The sequence below is a fragment of the Anabaena catenula FACHB-362 genome (assembly GCF_014698735.1).
In the GTDB taxonomy this organism is placed as follows: domain Bacteria; phylum Cyanobacteriota; class Cyanobacteriia; order Cyanobacteriales; family Nostocaceae; genus Anabaena; species Anabaena variabilis_A.
The window spans coordinates 1-20,660 of record NZ_JACJTQ010000070.1 but is presented as its reverse complement, the minus strand read 5'-3'; the positions used below and the strand labels follow the sequence as shown (position 1 = coordinate 20,660).

Sequence of the window (20,660 nt, the reverse complement as noted above, 5' to 3'; positions counted from 1 at the left end):
TCAGATTGACCGTGTTAGCCTGTGGACTAGATCGTGCCGACACGAATAGGATGAAGCAGGAAGAAAAAGCTGGTAATTGTTAGCATTTGTTAGCTTTTTTGTATCGGATGAAAAAGAGACGCGGGGAGACGGGGACGCGGAGAGTTTTGAATTACTAGTACAACACGGCGTAAATTAAAGAAGAGACGCGGGGACGCGGGACATGGGGACGCGGAGAGTTTTGAGTTACTAGTAAAACACGGCGTAAATCAGCCACCCATTGGAAAAGTCCAAAACTCTTACGAATTACAAATTACGAATTACGAATTACGAATTATAGGGGCAGTGGTACTAGTACAACTTCCCTGCCATAACTGATTAAGTGACGATGATGATTAATATTTATACACAAATAGAACAGGGTGAAGCATGGCTACGGCGTTATCGCGGTAGTTTACCTGTTTTTGCCTGTATTTTAGGTTTTACAGACACTGGTTTACTCCCTGGTATTTCCGCAGCTGGTTTAACTCCAGAGGATCGAAAATATACGGCTTGTGCGGATGCTGAATTTTTATATTACGGTGCAGAACATCAGCCTGAGTGTCCCTTACCACCTTTGACGGCGGGGGCTTCCCCTGTGTTAATTTCCCGTGCTGTAGTTGCTGCGCTCAACATCCCACTGTATTTATTTAATGCGGGATTGCTAAAGATTCCGGCTATGCCAATAATTGATTTAGGTGGTAGTCCAGCTAGGTGTTTAAGTACAGGTGCGGCTATGAAAATAGCAACGGTAAAACACCTGCTGGAACAGGGAATGCTGTGGGGTTCTCGACTGAGTGCTGAGATTTCACATGGGTATGTGATTTTAAGTGAGTGTGTGGTTGGTGGGACGACAACTGCCTTAGCGATTTTATCTGGTTTAGGTATTGATGCAGCCGGAAAAGTCAACAGTAGCCACCCTATTTGTAACCATGAACAAAAGTGGGCGCTGGTGCAAGCAGGTCTAGCAAAAATCCAAAATCCTATAGATCCTTTACAACTTGTGGCAGCGGTAGGAGATCCCATGCAAGTGGTGGTGGCTGGGATGGCGATCGCAGCAAGTCGTTCTTGTGGAGTTTTATTAGCTGGTGGTACACAAATGTTGGCGGTTTATGCTCTGATTCAAGCGATCGCTCAAACTTACTCTTTACCTTGGCAACCAGAAGCAATAGTCGTGGGTACAACCCGTTGGGTAGCAGAAGATCCGACCGGCGCTACAGTTGACTTAGCCCTGAGCTTAGGCAAAAAAACCACAAACCAGGGTGAGACTATTCCTCCCCTGTTAGCTACACAATTGAGTTTTGCTGATTCCCATTATCCCCAACTCCAAGCTTATGAGCAAGGTTTTGTCAAGGAAGGTGTTGGTGCAGGAGCCGCTTGTATAGCCGCCTATCTGAGTCACGATTGGCAGCAAGGTCAACTTTTGGCAGCCATTGAAGCCCAATTTAAGCAATTAAATCATAGCCAAATGATGATCAATAAAAATTGAAAATTGAAAATTAAAAATTTAAGACAGTTAGAGTAGGGGACACTTACCCCAACTCAGCTGAGACTACCTATAGACATAGGGGTCTTAAACTCTTGAATTTACGATAAATAATTAGTGGATTCTTTCTCTCATTAATTGTTCTTCTAAAGCTGCAATGCGATTGTATGCTGCTGTTAATTGCGCTGTCAGTCGTTGGATTTGAATTTCTGGGGTTATTTGCTTATCTCCAGCTTGAAAATTCATGTCTGGACAAATGCTATCTATCAAGACATCCTTATGCTCTAATTCTGAACTAAAACTGATACGTCCTTTTAACTGATAACGTTCAGTTTCGTTCTTTTCTTGATAATTATCTCTTGCCTGTAGTTGCTCTAAGGAACACTCAGATAACCTCTGAGATACTTTCGTGTCCAGGTTTTCAATAACCTGACAGAGGGCATCCAGTTTCTGGCTCAAAGTCAGTATCTGTTTTTGTAATGGCTCCATTTAACACCCTCATTTTAAAATAGTTTTTCTATGTTATTCAATTTACTGGCAATGTTAACTTTACTTAGGATTTATTTAATCTTTCATATAGTAATCCAAATAGAGTTGTGATAGCTTGCGTGGCGTAGCCATACGTACTCGTGGAGGTAGCACAGGGCAGAATTAAAAATTAAAAATTAAAAATTAAAAATTAAAAAAGCGGATTACACAAGCTTTTACGGGATTTTTCATAGTCAGCTATTTTTGCCTGCACTGGGTGTGTAGGTTAATTTTTCAAAAATCAAAGAAGAGTCCCATATCTTTTTTGAGAATTACTTAATATACTAAGTATAGTTGCAAATTTCAAAATCAATGGATCGACGGTCTTTTTTGCTAGGTACAAGTGGACTAGCAGTGTCTCAACTGCTAATTGGGTGCGCTGGAAAAAACCAGATACAACTCAATGTGCAGTTATTAAAAAATTCTATACCTGGTCAGGTTGTTAATCAATTTCGCAAAAATATAAAGTCTGAGGCACAGTTAAAGTTTTCCCCAATCGATCAGATTAAAAGTTTATTTCAGCAATTACAAACTTGGCAGCAAGTAAAAGCCGAAAATCAGCAAGGATTGACTCGTTTCCTCCGACTGCTTCCAGGTCAAAAAACACCAAAGGCTGACTTAGTGACATTGGGAGATTATTGGCTAAAAGCTGCTATTGAACAAAAAATAATTCAACCGATAGAAACAAAACAAATCAGACAGTGGTCAAGCTTAAGTGAAAAGTGGCAGCAATTAGTACAGCGCGACGACCAAGGGAATCTAAATCCGCAAGGAAAGGTGTGGGGTGCGCCTTATCGCTGGGGAAACACAGTAATTGTTTATAATCGTGATAAATTTAAAGAATTTGATTGGCAACCAAAGGATTGGGAAGATTTGTGGCGAAGTGAATTGCGATCGCGTATTTCTCTACTCAATCAACCCAGAGAAGTCATCGGTTTGGTTTTAAAGAAACTAGGCAAATCCTACAACACAGAAAATCTTGACCAAATCCCTGCACTGGAAACAGAATTACAGGCTTTAAATCAACAGGTAAAATTCTATGATTCTACTACCTACCTAGAACCGCTAATCACTGGAGATACTTGGTTAGCAGTTGGTTGGTCAAGTGACATTATTCCTATCCTAAATCGCTATCCAAAACTTGCCATAGTGATTCCCCAATCAGGAACAGCAATTTGGGCAGATTTATGGGTAAGTCCCGCAGGTGTTGAAAAAAAGGTTTTAGCATCTGAATGGATTAATTTCTGTTGGCAACCAAATATAGCCAAACAAATTGCCATACTGACTAAAACAAATTCGCCTATCGCTATAAACATTTCTGCTGATGAACTTCAGGAAACATTGAATAACCTATTACTACAGAATCAAGAAATATTAGAAAAAAGTGAATTTTTACTACCATTATCATCGGCAACAATCAAACAGTATGAGTCTCTATTTATAAAAATGAAAAACTTGGGATGATATACCGGAGCCTCTATGGCAAATTATTTTAACTAATTCAGGGTTTAAGTCCCCCCGCTTCTATCAACGGCAAGTATGTTAGGCGAGGTCTCTCTTAAGTAGTCGGAAAAAAATTAAATTCACTCGTTGAGAGAGGGAACAGAAAAATCAGTTGTGTAATTAATTCTGTCCCATTACTTACAAAGTTCAGATCGCCGATTTCTGGTGATCCGACTTGGCGCTAAATCTCCGTTACACAAATTAATTACGTGGAGTAGACTGCGATCAGCATTATTACGAATTACGTATCCCTAGCGGGACCGTAGGCACTATTACGAATTATTTTAATTTTCCTGAGTGACTTGACGTAAGCCTAACCTACTTTGATTGTTCATTTGAATATTGCATAACTCTGGACTATTACTAAAGTTACAAGTGTAAGTTGCTAAAGGTTCTTGTTGATAATTGAAAACTCGGATATTATAGCCAAAATTTCTAGCCATACTGCCCATTTGGTTGACAAAGTTGTAGCGTTCGAGATAGTCTAATAAACTCCAAATTTGCTGATTTACTATCAAGTCTACACGGGCTGGTTGTTTTTCAGAATTTGGATACGCAATCCAGTTATCTAAAAGTTTGTTTTCCGAGTTGTCTTTTGCCCACCATAAACTAGGAATAGTTAATCTTTCTGGGTTAATGGTGTTAGCTGTGATTACCGAACCTTTTGGCTTATTTAATAAATTTAGTTCCAGTGGTGCATCAGAAGGCTGGGGTATACTTTCTGCACTTGAAGGTGGGATTGGTGACAGACAATAAGTAGTGAGACTCAGGGTTAGTAATAGTGTCAGCGATTTCTGTCTACTGACTCGGTTGTATTTAGGCATAAGTTGATTCAATATCTTAAGTTGTCAGTGAATGTTCAATTTAAATATTCAGATTTAAAAAAGTATTCTATTGTTTCCAGGATATGTAATTCAGTGCTGCTAAACTAAGGTAGAATCTCAGAAGTCACTAACTATGCTTAAGCGTTCCAAGTTCGAGACAACTCAGTCTCAGATTATGCTCCGTGCTGAGGAGCTTATTAGTGCCGCCTCAAATCGCTACCGCATTACGGTTCAAGTAGCGAATCGAGCCAAACGTAGGCGTTATGAAGATTTTGAAAATAACGAAGATGCGATTATGAAACCCGTACTCAGAGCGATTCTGGAGATGTCTGACGAAATGACTCAGCCAGAAATTATCGGCGAACTGTAAAAAACTCCGGCAATTAATTACTGAGATGAAAATTACCCATTCTGAGTAAAAAACTCTCAGTATCACTTTCATCTCAGAATATTTTCTCTATGCAAAAGAAAAAACCTTTATTTTGGCGGTTCAACTCAGCGCTCATAATTACCTTAATCACAGTGGGCGTAATAATTTTAGGTACAGCAAGTACTAGTTTACTAAGCATTTCCCCCGCTGTAGCTCAGAGAATCAGTCCTAGCGATGTTTGGCAACTAGTGTATCAGCAATTGCCCGACCTGCCAAAAGAAAATCAATATATCAGTAAAGAAACTAAGAAAGTTGCTGAAAACAACACTTTAGCTAGTCGGATGATTCGCTACCACATTTACGTGAAAGGGAGATCACCCTTGTATCGCTTAGATTGGAAGTTAACTTTGGCGGATTATCTAGATGCAAATGAAACAATGTATGAATTATCTTATCCAGGTAATGATACATTACAGCAAAATCCGATTGAAAGCGATCGCACCGTCATTGCCAAACTTACCCGCAAGCAACGCAATAACCTAGTCCAAGTCTTAGTTGATATTTTTAATCCTGTCCAAAACACACTACGATAATTAAAAATTAAGACGTTGCTGAGTGGAAATATGAGTTAGTGTCACGCAGAGGCGCAGAGTCACAGAGAGTGTGAGTTTTTGAGTGTCATTTTCTCTTTCAGCAATGCCAAAATTAAAATTGGCGAGAATCTCCTCAGCATTCCTTGGCGTTAAAAAAGTACCCATGCAACGAGTCATCAAAAGCGGAACAGGTTGGCGCATTGGCTGGAATCCCGACGCAGCAGAATTTAAAGGCTTAGTGGGTACAGACGATTGGGCGCTAGAATTAACCGAAGCGGAATTAAATGACTTTTGCCGACTTCTCGCAAAATTAGCCGATACCATAAAGCATTTAGCCACAGAATTAATGGATGAAGAAAAAATTGCCTGTGAAGCGGAAAGCGATTTATTATGGATGGAGGTAGAAGGCTATGCTCACGCTTATAGTCTGCGCTTCATCCTCAATACTGGACGATGTGTAGAAGGTAAATGGGATGCTGCTGCCGTGCCAGGGTTAGTTCAAGCTACAGAGGTTCTCAAAGTTTTTTGAAAAAAGCTTGCTATTTTCCTGAAGCTTGTGATAATCTCGTAAGAGTGACTTAAATAAGTTTTAGATACATAAATTTGGATAAACCCTAAATCCAGAATCTAATCTAAAATCCAAAATTAAGTAGACGGGGCGTAGCGCAGCTTGGTAGCGCGCCACTTTGGGGTAGTGGAGGTCGTGGGTTCGAATCCCGCCGCTCCGATTGATTTAAAACTTATAAATTGACATTGCTGTGTTTCTGCACAACAGTTATGTTTAAAAGCGTAAACAGCAATCAAAGCTACTTAACTGCTGTACTTATCCTGTTGTTATGCCTTACTCTAGTAAGCGTGCGTTCTTTTGGGCAAACACTCATGATATCAGCACCCCAACTGCTGACAGACCCATTTTTGCAACTACCAACTGAAACTTCAGTGCGAGTAGTTTGGTTTACTGAGTTTGTAGGTGATAAACACTTAGTCATTTATGGTGAAAAACTTGATAAAAGTGCAATTGCAAAAACTACCAAACTCAGCCGCACCAGAGAAGACCAACAATCAAGAGTAGCAAATCAAACAGAGAACGGGCAAATTTATCAAAAACCTGTAAAACGTGAAATTTGGCGACACGAAGCCGAACTTACGGGTTTAGTTGCTAATGTGCGGATTCCCTATCAAGTCACCAGTATACGAGAAGATGGCGCAAGCGTTAGCAGCGAAATTTTTACCCTTGCACCCACTCCCAAACCAGGTACACCATTAAAAATCCTCCTCACCTCTGACCACCAGCTTAAACCAATGACAGCAGCGAATCTGCAAAAAGTGGTAGAAACAGTGGGAAATGTGGACGGGGTATGGTTTGCAGGAGATTTGGTCAATGTCCCAGACCGCGCTTCCGAATGGTTTGATGATAATCGAGGAAATGCGTTATTTCCAGGTTTGCAAGGTCGTGCTAATTATCAAATGGAAAATAACGGTGTAAAAGTAACTTACACCGGAGGTAAAATTATTCAAAATGCCCCTATGTTTACTTGCATTGGTAATCATGAAGTCATGGGTAGATTTGCCAGAACAGCAAGTTTAGATGATGAATTTAATGATACTATTCCTCGTGAAGTTGCCCAAAAATTGTATGGGGAAACAACACTAAAAAATAATTCTTTCAATACTGACACTTACGAAGAAATTTTTACTTTACCCCAAAGTAAAGAAGGGAGAAAAACCTATTATGCCGTTACTTTTGGTGATGTTCGCTTGATAGTTTTGTATATTACGAATATGTGGCGACATCCCCAATTAGATTCAACTAGAAAAGGTAGATATAGAGAAACAGAAAAAGATTTTAATTATCATGAAAATTGGGGTTATGGTCAGTTAATTTATGAACCAATTTTTGAGGGTAGTCAACAATATAATTGGCTTAAACAAGAATTAAACAGTTCTGAGTTTGAACAGGCAAAATATAAAGTCGTGATGTTTCATCATCCACCTCATACTTTGGGTGATAATATTGTTCCAGCTTATACTAATCCTGTAGCTATAATTGAAAGAGATAACGAAGGAAATATCAAAGCAGTTAGTTATGAATATCCTAAAAGTGCAGATTATATAATTCGTGATGTTCTGCCTTTATTAGAAGCAGCTAAAGTGCAGTTAGTATTTTATGGACATTCCCATTTATGGAATCGCTTTGTTAGTTCGAGTGGGATGCACTTTTTAGAAACTTCTAACGTTGGTAATTCTTACGGTGCTGCTTGGGGTGGAAGAAAGCGAGAAGTACCCACAAGCTATCAAGAAAATTATACAGCAATTGGCGATCCTAACGGTTTAGAGCCGGTACTACCAACTATTTCTCCATTATTGGAAGAAGATAGCAAACCAATGCCTTATATTGCTAGTAATGAGATTACAGTTTTTAGCATTTTCAACACAGGAACAGGTACTATAAGCAGCTATCGTTTTGATACGAGAAAGCCTAATTCTGAAGTTGTCAAATTTGATGAATTTAAGTTGAAATAATCAGAACCGAGTAATCAAATTAACCCTCTTTTATGATTTCATACCTGGTACTGGGAGTTTGCTGTAAAAAGCATAGAGAATGAAACCATACTTATCCTGTGCTTTTTTCGCTGAAAAGTTTATCGAGTAATTCTTTGATTATCCAAAATCGAAAATCCAAAATTGTATAAGTTCAACTTTTCTGCATATTTCCTGAGACATACTGTATGCAATATTGCTTTATACCAATAGCAAGATGAAATACTAGCAAAAATGGTTCATTATACCTTTCAAATGCTATACCCCCGCTTCTTTGGGTTCCTAGAAAAATAACCTAGTAAGAATCTGCTTTTGCAAATATACGGGGATAAACAAGTTCTAGGTGATGAGAATATGCAATGAAAACACTAGGTAAAGAGCGTAAACCAGTTTTAGCCCTGATAGCAGTACTGCTGTCAGCATTATTAACAGTACCATTATTAACCAGCTGTGGCGGCGGTTCCCGAACTGCTTCACCACCACCACCAGTTGATGATACGACAGGTAGAGTAGTCAGCGAGCGCACTCCCGTAAATCAACCTCAAGCTAAGAAAGGATTATCCACAGGTCAGAAAGTTGCAATTTTAGCGGGAGCAGCCGCACTTTACTACATTTACAACCAACACAAAAACGCTCAAGGAGAGGGAGTGCAGGGTAAATATTACCTTTCCAAAAATGGTCGCGTATACTACCGCGATGCTCAAGGTCGCGCTCACTGGGTAACGCCACCGCAAGAAGGTATTCGCGTTCCAGAATCAGAAGCTCAACGGTATAGCGACTTCCAAGGCTATAACGGGCGCACCACAGGCCGGGATCTCACTCAAGTACCAGCAACAGCCCCAGGATTTTAAGGAGACATATTATGGTCAATGACTTTTTGCAAAGAGCGAAAGATTTATTCTTCGGGTCAAATGATAATCGAGTAGATGAAAGCGATCTCCCAGTACGTCCAGCCAGTGAAGATCCTTATGGCGACCCGGCTTATCAAGAAGATTTCGGTAACGTCATTCCCGCCAGCCAAGACCCCTACGGCGACCCGGCTTATCAAGAAGATTTCGGTAATGTTATTCCCGCCAGCCAAGACCCTTACGGCGACCCCGCAGACCAAGAGACTTTTGGCAATATTCGCCCTGCTAGTGAAGATCCTTACGGCGACCCAGCTGATGAGGAATATCGTTACTAATAGGACTAATAGACCTGTCCGAAATATCGCTGACGAAGGATATATGATGTAGAGGCGTTCTATGGAACGTCTTTACAAGGGTTTCAAGCCACGCATATTTAATTTTCATGGCTATGTCTATTTTTGGGAAGTTCCTAACCTGCAATACTCTGCATAAAGGAAATTGAGTAGATACAAAATTATTCTGAAACTGCGAGAATATCCTGCGCTCGTTGAATATTTCTCCTGACGGACTCCGCTGAAGTCTGCAAAGCTGAACTTTCTTGATCACTGAGAGTCAATTCTAAAATATTCTCAACTCCACCGTATCCTAAACGACAAGGAACACCAATGACAATATCGTTTAAACCATATTCACCTTGCAGATAAGCTGCAACTGGCAACAAACGCGACTGATTTAATAAAATTGATTCTACCATCAGGGAGGTGGCAGAGGCAGGAGCAAAAAACGCGCCTCCTGTATGCATTAATTCCACGATTTCTGCGCCACCGTTGCGGGTTCTTTCTACTAAACGTTCAATTGTGGCTGCGTCTAATAATTCTGTAATAGGAATACCATTGACAGTTGCATAACGGGCTAAAGGAACCATCAAATCACCGTGGCTACCTAGAACCATTGCTTTCACGTCCGCAGGTAAAACTCCCAATTCTAAAGCAATGAAAGTTTCAAAACGGGCTGAGTCTAACACTCCAGCCATACCCATTACTTGATTTCTGGGTAAATTTGTCGCTTGCCAAGTTAAATAAGTCATCACATCCAGAGGATTGGTGACGACAATAAAGATAGCATGGGGAGAATGTGCGATCGCATTTTTGGCGGCATCAACCACAATTTTGGCATTGATTTTCAGCAAATCATCCCGACTCATTCCCGGTTTGCGGGGAAACCCAGCCGTAATCACCACAATTGCCGAATTAGCCGTATCTGCATAATTATTAGTTCCGCTAATTTGCCGATTATGTAATTCCAGTCCTCTGGCCTCTAGCAAATCTAAAGCTAAACCTTGGGGCATTCCCTCCACAATATCTAATAACACCACATCAGCCAAATTTTTCTCTGCAATGCGTTGGGCTAAAGTGCTACCAACTCTACCCGCACCGACAATAGTCACACGGGGGGATTTACACAAAACTGGGGAAGATGGGGAATAAGACATAATTTTTCTATAATTGCAATTATTCAATCATAGTAGGGTGGGTTAGTGACAACGTAACCCACCATGCTGCTGACTTTTAAGCTAAAGCACAATTAAGAACTATGTATGTTTGTTATACAAACTCTTCCAATTGTTCTAGCTTTAACCAAATATTTGGTGTTGGCACTTTTCCAAACTTCACCAAAGCGTAATCACCCTTGATATCTACTACTTCCCCTTGACTATCAAATAAATAAGCAGGGAAGCGAGAATCACTAGCTTTAGCTTCTAGACTATTTTCCAACTTTTCGCGGATAGCCCGCACCATATTTCCCTTTTTAACAGCCATGAGTTCCCCTCGTTCCAAAATAAACGCTTTTACTCAAAATTTTATCTCGCGCCAAGACGTAAAGGCGCAATTTCTTTCCTCAAATAAGATAACCGCCTACTCTGGTGGTAAGCGGTTTATGAGAAAGTTTATATTATTTATTTTTAGATAGTTCTTCCTTATTAAGTTTACGATAACAAATCTAAAACCTGTTGTCAACCCTCCCCATACTCTATATTCTGGACTTTGATTAATTTTCAAATTCTTTTGCAAATTGCTGATTTGTCCATTTTCCCATCAATTATTGTGCAAATCTAGCTAATAACTCCTCACGAGATGATTGTAGAAGCAAAGGAGTAAATTCTTCTCTACTTATGGCAATCAGAAAGTCGATAATTGCTGCTAATTCTGAATCAACTTCCCCAAAACGTACTTGCATGATACTTTCAATCATAGCGCGTCGTTCTCTTTCTATACCTTCTTGTCGTCCTTCTTGTCGTCCTTCTTGTCGTCCTTCCTGGAGTCCTTCCTGGAGTCCTTGTTTTTTTAGTTCTTCTAATTGTTGTTGATAAATTTCTGATAGTTTCATAATCAACTCCTGGTCATCTTTATCAATATCTTGCTCTTGACGTTGACGAGCCGATAAAACAGCAATCAGGTCATGTACTAATTGTACGATATGGGAAAGGAACGGGCTGTTTTTAGGTATTGCTTCTAATTCTTCAATCGCTTGTCGTTGAACTTTGCCTTTACCTAATATCCTGAGAAACAGGGTTTCTGGTGTGCTGGGGAGTTGATGAATAGCAATAATGACGGTTTTTAAGCTCTCTCCCAAAAAATAAATGCCTTTACTCCAGTTTTCTTCATCGACTGTAGTATTAAAACTTGTTAGTAGTTCCATTGAAGCAGTAGGAGAAAAAATCCACAACCTGGGTAATTCTGCCTCATTTATACGGGTATTGTTGCGGTTAGATTGACGCTCTATGTCCGCATGAATGTCAAATAATTTACCCATACAACTGCGAATTTCGCTTTTGGTGACTGCATTGCGGAATGGTTCAAATATAGCATAATTTGTCGCCATTCTTCCTAGTAGTCCGAGTATTTCTAGACTTTGTGTAGGTTGAGGTGAAGGAATAAACAAAACGTCAATTTGTCTTACTTCGGCTGTGATATCTTTGCTGGTTTCTACTTCTCCGTAAGGTGTTAATAGTTCCGTTAGATATTGTTTAGCAAATTGGTCATGTATAAAGCGAGTCATGAGATTTTGGATTTTGGATTTTGGATTGATTCCACGAATAAATCTGGGTGAAAAGTATCATCAAGGAATTATTGGTTATTTAATTTAATTTAAACTAATAACTCAAGTTGCTAGTTATCTAGTTGAGGCTGGTAATGGATAATGGTTACTGAAATTCCTATTTTCATCCTGTTCATCCTTTAATCATGGACATCCTGATTCTGACAAGAAATATTAATTTATTTTACACTCTTTAGATAATATTTAGTGACAACGAAAATGTAGGGGTTTAGCAATGCTAAACCCCTACCCGATAATTATTAGACATTGACCGAATTTAAATATGCATGATTCAGAACCCTTGTAGAGACGTTCAATGGGTAGGGATTCTCGGCTCTACAATCTTTTTCGGACAGGTATATTGATCAAATATCCTTTGGTGAAGTATCAGGTATCGAAAACGGAAAACGTGGAAGTGGAAAAGTTTATGAAACTACCGTTTCCACAGGGTTAGCGATGCGGGTTTTTAATGCTAGGCTCTTTTTAACTTTTCTCATTGCACCCAGGGCTAGTAGGGAGCCGACGACGGGCATGGTTGCGCCTCCGGGGATGTCGAAGGGAACGGCAGCAGAGGCAACATTAGCACCACTGCTCAAGTTAATGCCTGCAATCCTCAGAACCTCACTAGTACCATAGTATGTATCACCCACAGCCCAGTTATTATTAGAAACGAGGTTATACGTTCCGTCTGTGCCAAAACTCTGCGATGAGTTTATTGACAAACGTATTTCTCTAGAACCTGGAGTTCCAGGACTAGCCTTCAGCCACAAGTTTCTAAAATTACTTTGATTTCCCCCACCATCGACAGTGATGACATTAGATGTGGTAAACGCCTGAAACAGTGATGAATCAGGCCTGAAAACAGATATATTGACATTAGAAAAAACGCCAGCATTATAATCAAATGAACCAGTTGCAGACCCTCCATCGGTAAATTGGACATTATTCAGGTTCCACGACAAAGCATGAGCAGGAGACATACTGGCAAACACACCAGCAGCAGCACTACCAACAATTAATGGCAAAATACGAGATAGCTTCATGAGAATTTTCTCCTTGATAGAAAACGAATACACGCGCACGAAAATTACCTGAGAGCCAAAAAAGCCTCAGCAAACTCCCAGCGAAGCTGTTAATCAGCCGCTCAGAAGGTTTCAATGCACCAGAAAAAGAACGCAATTCTTACTAACCGAATATTCGGTAATTTCTTAGTTACAATTTAATCTATTCCTAAAGGTATAGTCAAGCATCTTTATCTTTATTTATCTGAAATTTTCGGTTTCTTTACGTCAATTTCACCAAAAAACGTATTTCAGTATTTATACGTTAAAAACAATTTAATAAAAACCTAACCCCCCTACCCCCCTTCCCTACAAGAGAAGTGGGGGAATTAAAATCAAAGTCTCTCTCCTTGTAGGAGAGAGATTTAGAGAGAGGTTTCTTAATCCCCCTCATTTCTGACATTGAGAACAAAAATGACTATAACGCCCACCTAACTTAATTCGCTGTATCAAATTATCACAAACTTTACAAGGTTCCCCAGTGCGGTTATAAACCCACGCTTCACCGCCATAGTTGCCATTTACACCTTTAAGATATCGAAAATGGAAAACGTGGAGGTAGAAAAGTTTATCCTAGCTAACCGTTGTGGTTACAGGGTTGGCGATGCGGGTTTTTAATGCTAGGCTTTTTTTAACTTTTCTCATTGCACCCAGGGCTAGTAGGGAGCCAACTGTGGGTATAGTTGCGCCTCCGGGGATGTCGAAGGGAACGGCAGCACTAGCAGTAATAGTTCCCGAAGAACCCGATCCTAGCTGATTTGAGCCGAAAGTGGCAGACTGCCCATAAGCAGTAAAACCCGTAATAAACACCGGACTGCTCACATTAGTCCAAAAACTAGGTGCGTTATAGATTCTTACCCAATACGTCCCATCTCCAAGTCTCAAAGTATAACCATTACTATCAGCTAAATTTGCCAATGTGTATGATGCTAATTGTGTGTTTGTATTATTGAACAAAAGGATTGATACACCAGTGTAAGCTGCTGCCGAAAGGCTGGTATTAGTCTCATCGTAATTGAATGACCCAGTAACGTAAGAACCATCACTAAAAGTCGTACTATTTAAAGTCCACGTAGTCAAAGCCTGAGCAGGAGACATACTGGCAAAAACACCAGCAGCAGCACTACCAACAACTAATGGCAGAATATGAGATAGCTTCATCAGCAAGCAGATTTCCCTGAACAATGAATAATACAAATAAATACCCAACACAGCAACAAACAATAAAATATTCGGTAATTTCTTAGTTACAAATTTTATAATATTTCTAAAAGTATAGTCAAGCATCTTTATCTTTATTTATCTCGATTTCTGTTTTTTACGCCAATTTCACCAAAAAAAGCTTTTTCAGTATAAATACGGGAAAAACAATTTAAAGAAAAACCTAACCCCCCTACCCCCTTCCCTACAAGGGAAGTGGGGGAATTATAGCAGGTGACAGGAAGTGACAGGTGACAGTCTGAAAAGTCTTTTGGTGTCTAGGTTTTATAATCAGTTGGTGTCCTAACCGCCCTGTCTGTTGCTATAAAATCAAAGTCTCTCTCCAGGAGAGAGATTTAGAGAGAGGTTTCAATCCCCCTCATTTCTGACACTCTGAACAAAAATGACTAGAACGCCCACCTAACTTAATTCGCTGGATGACATTACCACAAACTTTACAAGGTTCCCCAGTCCGGTTGTAAACCCAAGCCTCACCGCCATAGTTGCCATTTACACCTTTAACATTGAGGAAATTACTAAAAGTTGTTCCACCAGCGGCAATACTTGCGGATAGAACTTGCATTATTGCTGTTCTTAAAAGTTCAATTTGTGGGCTTTGTAAATCTGCACAGATAGTAGTTGGTAAAATTCCACTTTTAAACAAAGCTTCATCAGCATAAATATTACCCAATCCTGCAACTATCGACTGATCTAACAATGCAGTTTTAATGGGACGACGAGATTTTTGCAGCTTATTCGCTAAATACTCAACGGTGAACTCTGGTGAAAATGGATCTACAGCCAGTTTTGCCAAACCTGTAATAATGCTTTCTACAGCCACATTAGGGGGAACATACCACATTTGCCCAAAGGTGCGTTGGTCAACAAAGCGTAATTCTTGATTTTCCCCAAAAAATAACCTGACTCTGGTGTGTTTGTGTAAGGGTTCATCTCGATTTAGCCAGAGTAATTGACCTGTCATTCGCAAATGCACACCTAACCAGGTCGAAGAATGAGAAAGTTCAGCTAAAAGATATTTACCACGACGATGCCAAGATTTAATTGTGCTTTTTTTAATACTTTCTATAAACTCTTCAACAGAAAACGGGTAGGCGACAGTGCGTTCTAGCAGCACATCTCCCCCCGTAATTGTTTGATTTAGGGTTAATTGATTTAAACCCCGTCGGACTGTTTCAACTTCAGGCAGTTCAGGCATTTCTAGAGTAATGATGGCGGTACAAGCCCAGAGGGAGGCTTCCCGCAGGGTGTGCTGAGTTCGGAGCAATGCTTCACGAAATAAATCGCAAAGATGGAACCAGCATATTTATTTTACTGCTTTTTCCAATTTTTATACTCAGGACTCAGCACTCAATACTGTGCGACTGTTTACTTTTTCGCTGCTTTAGCTGCTGGAGGTGCAACCTCTAGTAATTCATCAGCAGCAAAGTTATTGGTATTGATCCCAGAGTAATTGACCTTATCAAACCGGACAATTACGGAGTACTTGATACCGCTTTGGTCAATAGAGGCCACAGTTCCTACATCTTGAAACCAGTAGGATTCGGGGCGGAGAACACGTACTTTAGAACCACGTTGAACCATGATTATTTTCCCTTTGAATTATCAATTGCCAATAAATTAGGGCTAATTGATTTCACTCTACAACCTGAAGGTCGTTGCTAGAGTGTTTGTTAAGTTATTTGTCATATTGGGGAATAGGGAACAGGGAATGGGGAACAGGAGGCAGGAAACAGGCTAATCTCCCTAACTCTCCCTGTCCCTTACACAAAACCATATCAAACTCCACTTGACAAAGTACCTATAATAGAATAAGGTCGTTCGCAAACACTTCTTGCGAATAAATGCCCTATGCCTTACTCAAGACGAATACGCTACCCTCGTTACCTCTGCCAATGCGTAGATCATTATCTATATAGGTGATGTCCAACCATCCTTGTTGTTTGTCACTCTGAATAGGAAAATCAAGTGCAGTAAATTTTTTTCCGGATTCAATTTGTTGGATAAAAGTTGCAGGTGATTTATAGTCAATTAGCTTTTGTAAACCAATAATAGAACGCTGGAATTTTACTTGAACTCGATGTTCTGAGAGTGGTTCAAATTTAGCAGCTACGCTAACTAATCCTTCCAAAGAAGGTAGTCCATAAATTTCTGCTATGTTATAAACGCTGGTAGTTTCTACTCGAATACATTGGTAAATTTGTCCAAGTTTGCAAAAGGGGAAACGATCCAAATTGAGTAAAGCCTTACTTGTGGTGTAAAGTAGTCGCCAATCACCTTCTAGTAAGTAGCTGGCTGCCAAAGGGCGCGGTGTGGGGTTAAAATCCTCCAAACTAGCGATCGCTGCTAGAATAGCCTGTTTTTGGGTTTCAGTTGCCAGCAAACCGCGATTTGTACCAGCGATTGCATCCAGGAGAGTAGATTTTGTCATCATCGCCTTTTACCTCAAAATATGCCTATGAAATCAGAATTAACAAGATATTAATGCTTTATGTATATAGCTATGCAATTCACCTCTTGAAGGGCTTACTGTTTGCGATAGGGTAATTAAATAATCTTTTTTGTTTAATTCGGATTTATCAATCAAAGAGTTGAATCATTAATTAAATTATCCCGTATCAAATGATAGACTCTTAATGTCTAGTTACATAAACCTCTTCGTGTCTTCGTTGATATGTTAAATTCGCCCCTACGTGAGGAACCCCGCAACCAGCGAGCTACTGTAATTCCCTCAAAGCAAGAGTCCTCCATATTGGATTGGTTGCAGTCTAGCCGTCGTCTTATAGCGCGTGACGTTCACGAACCTAATTTTTCGGAAGCGGAAGCAGTAATATCCGATTTTTTGGGTGGAGAAGACGGAATTGGCGATCTTGATTTTGATGACGATGACGATATCAGCATAGATGAGGATGAGCCTTAAGAGGTGTGGAGACAGAGTTTTATCAATAGTCTCTGTTTGTCGGTTTTTTTAAGTGTGGAGTGAAGGAAAATTTTCTGTGGACGCTAAACTATCTCCTGACCAAAGTATAAATATTTCTGGAATTGGGCTGGCCTCTATGTTAGCCCTCTTGCTCAGTACAGCAGCCTTGACTTTAGATTGGCTGGGGAATAGACTACCCTGGCAACCTACATCTCTGACTTTGCCTTTATTGCTATGTGCTGTAGGTGCTGCGGCTGTGGGTACATGGGTAGTACCTCTACTGCAAGCGCTGAAAACAGGGCAAATCATCCGGGAAGATGGTCCCCAAGCCCATCTAAAAAAGGCTGGTACGCCAACTATGGGTGGTATTTTTTTCATACCTGTAGCAGTGATAGTTGGCTGTATATTGTCTAATTTTCATCAAGACGTATTGGCTGTTTCGGCTTTAACAATTAGCTACGGTTTGATTGGCTGGATTGACGATTGGCAAATTTTGCGCCGGAGATCAAATAAAGGTATATCTCCAAAGATGAAACTGGCTTTGCAGATAATTTTTGCGGCTTGTTTCTGTGTGTGGATAATTTTTAACCGAGATTTTAGCATAACAAATATTGCCTTACCTTGGGTGAGCTTTACCCTACCTTTAGGATTCTTCTTCTGGCCTTTGGCTGGTTTTGTGTTGGTAGCAGAAAGTAATGCGACTAATTTAACTGATGGGATTGACGGGTTAGCAGGGGGAACAGTTGCGATCGCTATTTTCGCATTAGGCGCTATAATTGCACCCACCTCACCGGAATTAATGATTTTCTGTGCGGCTATGAGTGGTAGTTGTTTGGGATTTTTAGCACATAACCGTAACCCAGCCCAGGTTTTTATGGGAGATACTGGTTCCCTGGCGCTAGGAGGTGCTTTAGCTGCTGTAGCGTTGTTGACTAACAGTTTAGTAGCCCTGTTTATTCTCAGTGGGATCTTCTTTGTAGAAACCCTGTCTGTAATGGCGCAAGTTAGTTATTACAAAGCCACCAAGGGACCGGATGGTAAAGGTAAGCGGCTGTTCAAAATGGCTCCCTTACACCATCATTTAGAGTTAACTGGCTGGTCAGAATTGCAAGTAGTTGGAGTCTTTTATCTAATCGCCGCGATTTTGGCTACCATCTGCTTGACAATTATTAAATTTTGAGATTTTTGATATGTGGGGAATATAGATCCCCGATTTCTCGGTGTAGAAGTCGGGGATCTTGTTTTTGTTTTGTTGATTATGATAGTTTTTGCATTTGAGTAACGAGATGAACGAGTTCAGGTAATATCAGTTTTTCCATTCCTAGTAGTACTGCATTACTAGAACCGGGAAGAGAGAAGATAAGTTTATTTTTATAAATACCAGCTACAGCACGAGATGCGATCGCTCGTGAACCAATTTCTTGATAACTCAAAAAGCGAAATAACTCGCCAAATCCCGGTAAAGTCTTTTCTAACAACTTTTCTATAGCATCGTAGGTGGTATCTCTAGGTGCAATTCCTGTCCCACCATTAAAAATTAAAGCATCTATATTGGCACTTTTACCCAGGAATTCTATCTGTGCTTGAATCTGTGCGGGTTCATCTTTGATAATTTTGTAAACTCCGACAGCATAGTTAGCCGTCAGAAGCAATTGTTGAATCAGTTGACCACTTTTGTCTGTTTCCGTGGTGCGGGTATCGCTGACGGTAATAACAGCGCAAGTTACAGTTATTTCCTTTGAATCTGGGTGTGGTTGGAGTTTCATCGGTATTTATTTAATACCAGGACAGAAAAATAATGGCGACAGATGAAAGTGGTAAAACACTTGTTTACTTACTCTTTGACAATCCCAAATCCAAAATTTAAAATCGTATAAATTTTAGCCAGTGACCAATGACCAATGACCAATGACCAATGACTAAGTGACTACTTAGGATTTACTCAATCCTAGACCATTTTCCTTGGCATAACGATCCATAAAGCGCATAAATCGCTCCCATTCTTCGGGGGTTTTCATCAGGTAAACGGCTTCTAAGGCTTCTGGTCTACCGTTGACAAATTTACCCTTAACTTCACGGGTGATTATTTCACCTTCTTCGTCAATCATGTACATCCCGGTGATTTCTTCAGTATTACCTTGTCCCAAAATCTGAGGATTGGTAAAAATAAATGTTGCTGTACCTTGGTCACCACTGCGCGATCGCGTCAAGCGTACCTCTGGAATTACTTCTTCGTCAACGCCTTTAGAAAATTGGATTTTTGCCATGATAAGTGAATTTTAAGTTTTGTGATCATTATGTAATATTCTCTCATCATAGAGGAGGCATTTTACCTATGGCAGTTAAATCTAGTTCAAAAATTCGATTCAAGGGTAGTTTATGGGCTGGGATCTTAACCCTGGGAATTATTATAGTCGGAGCGATAGCTTCTAATTCCACCCCAGCTACAACCACAACCAACACCAAAAACGTAATTCTGATGATTGGGGATGGTATGGGGTGGGAAATGGCTCACGCTGCTGCGGTTGCCAAAGGATATAATTACACATCAGGGAAGGGAGAAGGACTCAGCTTTCAAACCCTAGATAATTACGCCCTAGCTACAACCTATGGTACAACTGTTGCCCCTGGTAATGGCGTGTTCAGTACCAGCAACTCTGCATTAGATAACTCTATTTCTATGACAGGTGCTAGTCCAGTTTTACCGGGTTTCAAATTCCAACCTAAATTTAACCCAGGAAATAAACCATCTGGTGGTACAGAAAACCTCAGTGCTGATGCAGTTGGTAACTTAGTCGGTTATGATCCTGTTCGTGGTGGCATAAATCCTTGGACACCTGGAAATGACCCTGCATACATCAAGTACAGTTATCCTGATTCAGCGAACACAGCTACTACTCTTTATACCGGAGTTAAAAGCTATAACAACGCTATTTCCGTAGATATATTTGAGAAACCACTAGAAACAATTCTCAAAACTGCGGCTGATGCAGGTAAATCTACAGGAATTGTCACTTCTGTACCGATTGATCATGCTACTCCTGGTGCAGCAGCAGCTAACGTTAATCGTCGAAATAAATATGATGCTGATTTCCCTAGTTTAGACAACATCTTACAACAGGAACTCCGCATTTATCAACCTACTGTTATTTTAGGAGGTGGTCATCCCCTCACAGGTGCTGGTAGCGAATCTTTACCAATGGGAGTAGAACCACCGACAAAATTTGAATATATTACGAAATCAACCTATGCAGAATTGAGTAAAAACCCCAATCGCAACCGCTATGATTATACATTTTTAGAACGGGGGAAAGATGCTGCGACTAAATTAGCGACTACTGCGGCTAGATTAGATCCAAATAAGAATCAGCGTCTATTAGGATTATATGGAGCCAGGGGACAAGAGGGAAATCTCCCTGTCAGTACCGCTAATGGAGACTACAGTAATACAGGTTTGAGTATCTTTTCTCTGTTTGGTTCTCAAGGACAAAAACCTGATACAGTTCGTCCGCTGCTTCCTGGGGAAACAGATAAATCATTTATTAGACATCTCCGGAAATAGCTAAAGTGTTACTGCCACTGCTTTTAAAAGTGAGATGCCCCAATGCAAAGGTAGCTGGCTGGTACGCTAAAATAAGCGTTAGAGATGCC

22 protein-coding genes, 1 tRNA gene and 2 pseudogenes are annotated in these 20,660 nt (G+C 40.3%); 12 read left to right on the top strand and 13 right to left on the bottom strand.

All coding sequences use genetic code 11. The features are described from left to right. The first annotated feature begins 370 nt into the window (after nucleotides 1-370). Nucleotides 371-1,507 (top strand): nicotinate mononucleotide-dependent phosphoribosyltransferase CobT, encoded by a 1,137-nt coding sequence (gene cobT, locus H6G68_RS25270; RefSeq protein ID WP_190909109.1) that lies wholly within the window; start codon nucleotides 371-373, stop codon nucleotides 1,505-1,507. A gap of 111 nt (nucleotides 1,508-1,618) precedes the next feature. On the opposite strand, the gene H6G68_RS25265 is transcribed toward cobT, so the two are convergent. Further along, nucleotides 1,619-1,993 carry a hypothetical protein gene (locus tag H6G68_RS25265; RefSeq protein WP_190718330.1) on the bottom strand — a complete coding sequence of 125 codons (375 nt, stop codon included), beginning with the start codon at nucleotides 1,991-1,993 and terminating at the stop codon, nucleotides 1,619-1,621. Nucleotides 1,994-2,344: 351 nt separating this feature from the next. Between H6G68_RS25265 and H6G68_RS25260 the strand changes: the two genes are divergently transcribed. Continuing rightward, nucleotides 2,345-3,496 carry an extracellular solute-binding protein gene (locus tag H6G68_RS25260; RefSeq protein ID WP_190909106.1) on the top strand — a complete coding sequence of 384 codons (1,152 nt, stop codon included), beginning with the start codon at nucleotides 2,345-2,347 and terminating at the stop codon, nucleotides 3,494-3,496. 323 nt (nucleotides 3,497-3,819) lie between these two features. On the opposite strand, the gene H6G68_RS25255 is transcribed toward H6G68_RS25260, so the two are convergent. Further along, complete coding sequence (locus tag H6G68_RS25255; RefSeq protein WP_190909105.1) at nucleotides 3,820-4,359, bottom strand: hypothetical protein; 540 nt, start codon at nucleotides 4,357-4,359, stop codon at nucleotides 3,820-3,822. A gap of 133 nt (nucleotides 4,360-4,492) precedes the next feature. On the opposite strand from H6G68_RS25255, the gene H6G68_RS25250 reads away from it, so the two are divergent. From H6G68_RS25250 to H6G68_RS25220, 7 genes are all read left to right on the top strand, one after another. Beyond that, nucleotides 4,493-4,729 (top strand): DNA-directed RNA polymerase subunit omega, encoded by a 237-nt coding sequence (locus tag H6G68_RS25250; RefSeq protein WP_026104076.1) that lies wholly within the window; start codon nucleotides 4,493-4,495, stop codon nucleotides 4,727-4,729. A gap of 89 nt (nucleotides 4,730-4,818) precedes the next feature. Next, a complete protein-coding gene (locus H6G68_RS25245) occupies nucleotides 4,819-5,322 on the top strand; it encodes a hypothetical protein (RefSeq protein WP_190909104.1) in 504 nt (167 codons plus the stop codon). A gap of 163 nt (nucleotides 5,323-5,485) precedes the next feature. Next, on the top strand, nucleotides 5,486-5,851 hold the full coding sequence (locus tag H6G68_RS25240; protein WP_190909108.1) for a DUF1818 family protein: 366 nt from the start codon (nucleotides 5,486-5,488) through the stop codon (nucleotides 5,849-5,851). 125 nt (nucleotides 5,852-5,976) lie between these two features. After that, a tRNA-Pro gene (locus H6G68_RS25235) sits at nucleotides 5,977-6,050 on the top strand. Between the two features lie 151 nt (nucleotides 6,051-6,201). Further along, nucleotides 6,202-7,845 (top strand): metallophosphoesterase family protein, encoded by a 1,644-nt coding sequence (locus tag H6G68_RS25230; protein ID WP_190909103.1) that lies wholly within the window; start codon nucleotides 6,202-6,204, stop codon nucleotides 7,843-7,845. Between the two features lie 377 nt (nucleotides 7,846-8,222). After that, the gene (locus H6G68_RS25225; protein WP_190909102.1) at nucleotides 8,223-8,714 is read left to right on the top strand and encodes a hypothetical protein; all 492 of its coding nucleotides are present in this window, start codon (nucleotides 8,223-8,225) and stop codon (nucleotides 8,712-8,714) included. A gap of 11 nt (nucleotides 8,715-8,725) precedes the next feature. Continuing rightward, nucleotides 8,726-9,046 (top strand): translation initiation factor, encoded by a 321-nt coding sequence (locus tag H6G68_RS25220; RefSeq protein WP_190909101.1) that lies wholly within the window; start codon nucleotides 8,726-8,728, stop codon nucleotides 9,044-9,046. Between the two features lie 179 nt (nucleotides 9,047-9,225). Here the strand turns inward: H6G68_RS25220 and mdh are convergent, their stop codons facing one another. The 9 genes and pseudogenes from mdh to H6G68_RS25175 all read right to left on the bottom strand — a co-directional run bounded on the left by mdh (nucleotide 9,226) and on the right by H6G68_RS25175 (nucleotide 16,523). Beyond that, nucleotides 9,226-10,203 carry a malate dehydrogenase gene (gene mdh, locus H6G68_RS25215; protein WP_190909100.1) on the bottom strand — a complete coding sequence of 326 codons (978 nt, stop codon included), beginning with the start codon at nucleotides 10,201-10,203 and terminating at the stop codon, nucleotides 9,226-9,228. Between the two features lie 112 nt (nucleotides 10,204-10,315). Then, entirely contained in the window at nucleotides 10,316-10,531 is a 216-nt protein-coding gene (ndhO, locus tag H6G68_RS25210; protein WP_190909099.1) for an NAD(P)H-quinone oxidoreductase subunit O, read from the bottom strand. A 280-nt stretch (nucleotides 10,532-10,811) separates the two neighbouring features. Beyond that, the gene (locus H6G68_RS25205) at nucleotides 10,812-11,771 is read right to left on the bottom strand and encodes a FliH/SctL family protein (RefSeq protein WP_190909098.1); all 960 of its coding nucleotides are present in this window, start codon (nucleotides 11,769-11,771) and stop codon (nucleotides 10,812-10,814) included. A 464-nt stretch (nucleotides 11,772-12,235) separates the two neighbouring features. Beyond that, complete coding sequence (locus H6G68_RS25200) at nucleotides 12,236-12,853, bottom strand: hypothetical protein (RefSeq protein WP_190909097.1); 618 nt, start codon at nucleotides 12,851-12,853, stop codon at nucleotides 12,236-12,238. A gap of 408 nt (nucleotides 12,854-13,261) precedes the next feature. Next, a pseudogene (locus H6G68_RS25195) lies at nucleotides 13,262-13,417 on the bottom strand (zinc finger domain-containing protein); the annotation flags it as partial. A gap of 27 nt (nucleotides 13,418-13,444) precedes the next feature. After that, nucleotides 13,445-14,032, bottom strand: coding sequence for a hypothetical protein (locus tag H6G68_RS25190; RefSeq protein ID WP_190909096.1), 588 nt, complete (start codon nucleotides 14,030-14,032; stop codon nucleotides 13,445-13,447). 418 nt (nucleotides 14,033-14,450) lie between these two features. Beyond that, a complete protein-coding gene (locus H6G68_RS25185; protein WP_190909107.1) occupies nucleotides 14,451-15,287 on the bottom strand; it encodes a DNA-formamidopyrimidine glycosylase in 837 nt (278 codons plus the stop codon). A 170-nt stretch (nucleotides 15,288-15,457) separates the two neighbouring features. Further along, nucleotides 15,458-15,673 (bottom strand): photosystem I reaction center subunit IV, encoded by a 216-nt coding sequence (locus H6G68_RS25180; RefSeq protein ID WP_190909095.1) that lies wholly within the window; start codon nucleotides 15,671-15,673, stop codon nucleotides 15,458-15,460. 265 nt (nucleotides 15,674-15,938) lie between these two features. After that, nucleotides 15,939-16,523 (bottom strand): PAP/fibrillin family protein, encoded by a 585-nt coding sequence (locus H6G68_RS25175; RefSeq protein WP_190909094.1) that lies wholly within the window; start codon nucleotides 16,521-16,523, stop codon nucleotides 15,939-15,941. Between the two features lie 240 nt (nucleotides 16,524-16,763). Here H6G68_RS25175 and H6G68_RS25170 point away from each other — a divergent pair, with 240 nt between their 5' ends. Both H6G68_RS25170 and mraY read left to right on the top strand, forming a co-directional pair. Next, nucleotides 16,764-17,009 (top strand): DUF3134 domain-containing protein, encoded by a 246-nt coding sequence (locus H6G68_RS25170; RefSeq protein ID WP_190909093.1) that lies wholly within the window; start codon nucleotides 16,764-16,766, stop codon nucleotides 17,007-17,009. Nucleotides 17,010-17,085: 76 nt separating this feature from the next. Next, a complete protein-coding gene (gene mraY / locus H6G68_RS25165; protein ID WP_190909092.1) occupies nucleotides 17,086-18,189 on the top strand; it encodes a phospho-N-acetylmuramoyl-pentapeptide-transferase in 1,104 nt (367 codons plus the stop codon). A 76-nt stretch (nucleotides 18,190-18,265) separates the two neighbouring features. On the opposite strand, the gene H6G68_RS25160 is transcribed toward mraY, so the two are convergent. Together H6G68_RS25160 and psb28 are read right to left on the bottom strand one after the other, a co-directional pair. After that, the gene (locus tag H6G68_RS25160; RefSeq protein ID WP_190909091.1) at nucleotides 18,266-18,775 is read right to left on the bottom strand and encodes a MogA/MoaB family molybdenum cofactor biosynthesis protein; all 510 of its coding nucleotides are present in this window, start codon (nucleotides 18,773-18,775) and stop codon (nucleotides 18,266-18,268) included. Between the two features lie 165 nt (nucleotides 18,776-18,940). Beyond that, complete coding sequence (gene psb28, locus H6G68_RS25155) at nucleotides 18,941-19,276, bottom strand: photosystem II reaction center protein Psb28 (protein WP_190909090.1); 336 nt, start codon at nucleotides 19,274-19,276, stop codon at nucleotides 18,941-18,943. Between the two features lie 68 nt (nucleotides 19,277-19,344). Here psb28 and H6G68_RS25150 point away from each other — a divergent pair. Further along, nucleotides 19,345-20,553, top strand: a pseudogene (locus H6G68_RS25150) (alkaline phosphatase); the annotation flags it as partial. Nucleotides 20,554-20,660: the final 107 nt, after the last annotated feature.